Here is a 4085-nt window from a genome sequence, read left to right as displayed (position 1 = left end):
GGGCATACGCGTTCTGGAGGCCGCCGCTGTCAAGTACAGCATTGACCTGCAGTTCGACCATTTCGATTTTTCGAGCTGGGACTACTTTGAAAAGCACGGCAAGATGCTCCCCGACAACTGGAAGGACCAGATCGGCGGGCACGACGCGATCTACTTCGGCGCGGTGGGCTGGCCCGACAAGATCCCCGACCATGTGTCGCTCTGGGGATCCCTGCTGCTGTTCAGGCGCGAGTTCGACCAGTACATCAACCTGCGGCCGGCGCGGCTGATGCCCGGCATCATCGCGCCCGTGGTGCGGCGCGACGGCAGCCCGCGCCAGCCCGGCGAAATTGATTTCTATATCGTCCGCGAAAACACAGAGGGCGAGTATTCGAGCATAGGCGGAAAGGCTTTTCCCGGAACCGACCGTGAGTTCGTATTGCAGGAATCCGTGTTCACCCGCATCGGTGTCGACCGCGTGCTGAAATTCGCGTTCGAGCTGGCGCAGTCCCGGCCCAAGAAACACCTGACCAGTGCAACCAAGTCCAACGGCATCTCGATTTCCATGCCTTACTGGGACGAGCGCGTGGCCGAGATGGCGAAAAACTATCCAGGCATCCAACTGGATAAATTTCACATCGACATCCTCACCGCGCATTTTGTGCAGCGCCCGGATTTCTTCGACGTGGTGGTGGCCAGCAACCTGTTCGGTGACATCCTCAGCGACCTCGGGCCAGCCTGCACCGGAACCATTGGTATCGCACCCAGCGCCAACCTCAACCCGGAGCGAAAATTTCCCTCGCTGTTCGAGCCGGTTCACGGTTCGGCCCCCGACATCGCGGGACGCAACATCGCCAATCCCATAGGCCAGATTTGGTGCGGTGCAATGATGCTCGAGTTTCTGGGACACAAGGATGCGCACGACGGCATCCTCGCCGCGATCGAAAAAGTATTGAGTCCCGCAAGTGGTGCGCCCCGCACGCCGGACCTGGGCGGAAAGGCCGGTACGGCCGATGTCGGCAAAGCCGTTGCCGAGGCTCTGGCGGGGGTGTAAACCTGTTGGAAAGCCGCGTTTTGTCAAGCATGAAAATTACACATCATGCTTACGATTAAGTCGTGAAAGCGTTGAAAAAGCGTCTAGAATCCGCCTCCGCACGTTGTAAAAACTTGCTGCTGTATTGACAGGTTAGAAGTCCATGGCTCTAATTGGAAGCAGCAGAAAACCTGCACATGCCGCTCCCGCTGACACCATCACCACAGTGTCCCGGGAGATATTTTTTAGAGACAACCAGATTAACTTTTTATCAACGAGGGGCTCCTTGTGAACAAGACTGAACTGATCGAGCACATTGCCAAACATGCTGACATTTCCAAAGCTGCCGCCACGCGCGCACTGGAATCCACGATTGGCGCTGTGAAAACCACCCTGAAAAAAGGAGGCTCCGTGTCTCTGGTGGGTTTTGGCACTTTCGCGGTGGGCAAACGCGCTGCGCGCACCGGCCGTAACCCACGGACCGGCGATGCGATTAAAATCAAGGCAGCCAAGGTTCCAAAGTTCCGTCCGGGCAAAGCGCTCAAGGATGCTTTGAACTGACAAGAACGTTTGACGTGGGGTGCTTAGCTCAGTTGGTAGAGCAGCGCCCTTACACGGCGTAGGTCGGCGGTTCGAGCCCGTCAGCACCCACCACCCACGAGGAAAAAGGCGAACGAGGTTCGCCTTTTTTGTTGGTGGCCCGGTTTGTCCGTTAGCAGCAGTACAGGAAATTCGAGATGTTTGATTTCGTTCGCAAGCACACCAAGATCGTCATGGTGCTGTTGTTTTTGCTGATTCTCCCGTCCTTTGTGTTGTTGGGCCTTGATGGCTATAACAAATCCAAGGACCCTAGCGCGAAGGTCGCCAAGGTGGACGGCAGGGACATCACGCAGACGGATTGGGACCGCGCACACCAGCGCGAAATGGACCAGCTCCGCAACTCCATGCCCAACCTGGACCCCAAGCTGCTGGATTCGCCCGAGGCGCGCTATGCCTCTCTGGAGCGCCTGGTGCGCGAGCGTGTCATCGCCGCCGCGGCCGACAAGTTCAAGCTCACCACGAGCAACGAGCGCCTGGCGCGCGAACTGCAGCAAAGCCCCGAGATCGCTTCCTTGCGCGGCCCGGACGGCAAGCTCGACATGGATCGCTATCGCCAGTTGCTGGCGCCCCAGGGCTTGAGTCCCGAGATGTTCGAGGCCAATGTGCGCACCGACCTGGCGAACCGGCAGGTGATGGTGGGTGTCGGCGCCAGCGGTTTTGCTTCCAATTCGGCAGCCGACATCGCGCTGAACGCCTACTTCGAAAAACGCGAGATCCAGGTGGCCCGATTCAACGCCGCCGATTTCGCCGCCAGGCTGAACCCGACGGACGCCGACCTGGAGCAGTTCTACAAGGCCAATGAAAAGCTCTTCCAGGCGCCCGAACAGGCCAGCATCGAGTATGTCGTGCTGGACATGGACAGCGTGGGCAAGAGCCTCTCTGTCAATCCGGCCGACCTGAAAACCTATTACGAGCAGAATATCCAGCGCTTTGAGGGCGAGCGGCGAGCCAGCCACATCCTGATCGCCTCTCCCCAGTCCGCCCCCGCGGCCGACCGTGAAAAAGCCAAGGCGAAAGCGCAGGAACTGCTGGCGCTGGTCAAGAAGTCCCCCGATACCTTCGCCGACGTGGCGCGCAAGAATTCGCAAGACCCTGGTTCTGCGGTCAAAGGAGGCGACCTGGATTTCTTCGCACGTGGCTCCATGGTCAAGCCTTTTGCGGATGCCGCTTTTGCCATGAAGAAAGGCGAGATCGGCGATGTCGTCGAGTCTGAGTTTGGTTACCACATCATCAAGCTGACGGACGTCAAGCAACGCAGCTTTGAAGAACTGCGCCCGGAACTCGAGGCCGCCATGAAAAAGCAGGAAGCGCAGAAAAAATTCGCTGAATCCGCTGACGTCTTCACCAATGCGGTGTACGAGCAGGCCGAAAGCCTCAAGCCGGCCGCGGACCGCCTGAAGCTGGAGATCAAGTCCGCGGGCAATGTGACACGCCTGCCCCAGGTCGGCGTGGCCGGCGCGCTGGCCAACCCGAAATTTCTCAATGCCCTGTTCGCGCCGGACGCGATCGAGAAAAAACGCAACACCGAAGCCGTTGAGGTGGGGCCCAGCCAGCTGGCTTCGGGCCGTATCGTGCAATACACCCCGGCACACACCCGTCCTTTAGCCGAAGTCAAGGACACCGTGCGCCAGCGCTGGCTCGCGCAGCGCGCCGCTGAAGAGGCCCGTAAAGAAGGCGTGGCCAAGCTGGCGGCCTGGAAGGCTGCTCCCGCGTCGGCAACGGGTTTGACCGCGCCGGTCGCTGTGTCCCGGGAGCAGACGCAGAAATTGCCGATCCCGGTGATCGATGCAGCGCTGCGCGCCGATGCCAGTGCCTTGCCGGCTTTTGCGGGTGTCGACCTCGGCAGCCAGGGCTACGCCATCGTCAAGGTCGAGAAGGTGGTTCCACGCGACGCGCCGGTTGAAGCCGCGGCCAAACAGCAGCGCGACCAGTACGCCCAGTGGTGGACGTCGGCTGAAAGCTTGGCGTACTACAACAGCTTGAAAGACCGTTTCAAGGCGGAAATACTGGTCCCCAAGCCCGCGCAAGCCAAGGCAAACGCGGAAGAAGTCGTTACCCAATAAAACAGCGGCGGCTTTGCCGCTATAATGCAGGGCTCCGGTGGCTGTAGCTCAGTTGGTAGAGTCCAGGATTGTGATTCCTGTTGTCGTGGGTTCGAGCCCCATCAGCCACCCCAGTATCTGAAATCCCGCGTTCCATTTGGTACGCGGGATTTTTTCTTTGGCCACACGCGAACCATCTGCTTCGATGAGCGCCCGGGTCACAATTCGAAACGTGCAGGCCCTCGATGTGCTGCAAGATACAGATACCGGCACCTGTTTCAAGCTGTTTGCTGGCCATCCACACGGGCTCCCTCGCTAATTTCCTGGAGGAAAGCCCCTTCACGACAGGAACCCCTTGTTTCAGAGATTGAGTCTTTTCGCCTCGGCCGGATGGACGCTCATCCGGCTGCCGGCCATGACCCTGGCTGCGG

General features: G+C 59.4%; 3 protein-coding genes and 2 tRNA genes. All 5 read left to right on the top strand.

Annotated features, from left to right (window positions below; translation table 11 throughout):
- A partial coding sequence (locus AC1D0P_RS22915) for a tartrate dehydrogenase (RefSeq protein ID WP_477678850.1) occupies positions 1-1033 on the top strand: 1033 nt, incomplete at its 5' end.
- 267 nt (positions 1034-1300) lie between these two features.
- Positions 1301-1573, top strand: coding sequence for an HU family DNA-binding protein (locus AC1D0P_RS22910; RefSeq protein ID WP_007874140.1), 273 nt, complete (start codon positions 1301-1303; stop codon positions 1571-1573).
- Positions 1574-1590: 17 nt separating this feature from the next.
- Positions 1591-1666 (top strand) — tRNA-Val (locus AC1D0P_RS22905).
- An 83-nt stretch (positions 1667-1749) separates the two neighbouring features.
- Positions 1750-3675: a SurA N-terminal domain-containing protein gene (locus AC1D0P_RS22900; RefSeq protein WP_477678849.1), complete on the top strand. Its 1926-nt coding sequence runs from the start codon at positions 1750-1752 to the stop codon at positions 3673-3675.
- Positions 3676-3712: 37 nt separating this feature from the next.
- Positions 3713-3788, top strand: a tRNA-His gene (locus tag AC1D0P_RS22895).
- Positions 3789-4085: the final 297 nt, after the last annotated feature.

The sequence above is a fragment of the Polaromonas sp. P1_G2 genome, from assembly GCF_056405515.1.
This window is presented reverse-complemented; position numbering and strand designations above follow the sequence as displayed.

Excerpts from the sequence above, each read along its gene's own strand:
- AC1D0P_RS22900 (WP_477678849.1), top strand. The coding sequence starts at position 1,750 with ATGTTTGATTTCGTTCGCAAGCACACCAAGATCGTCATGGTGCTGTTG.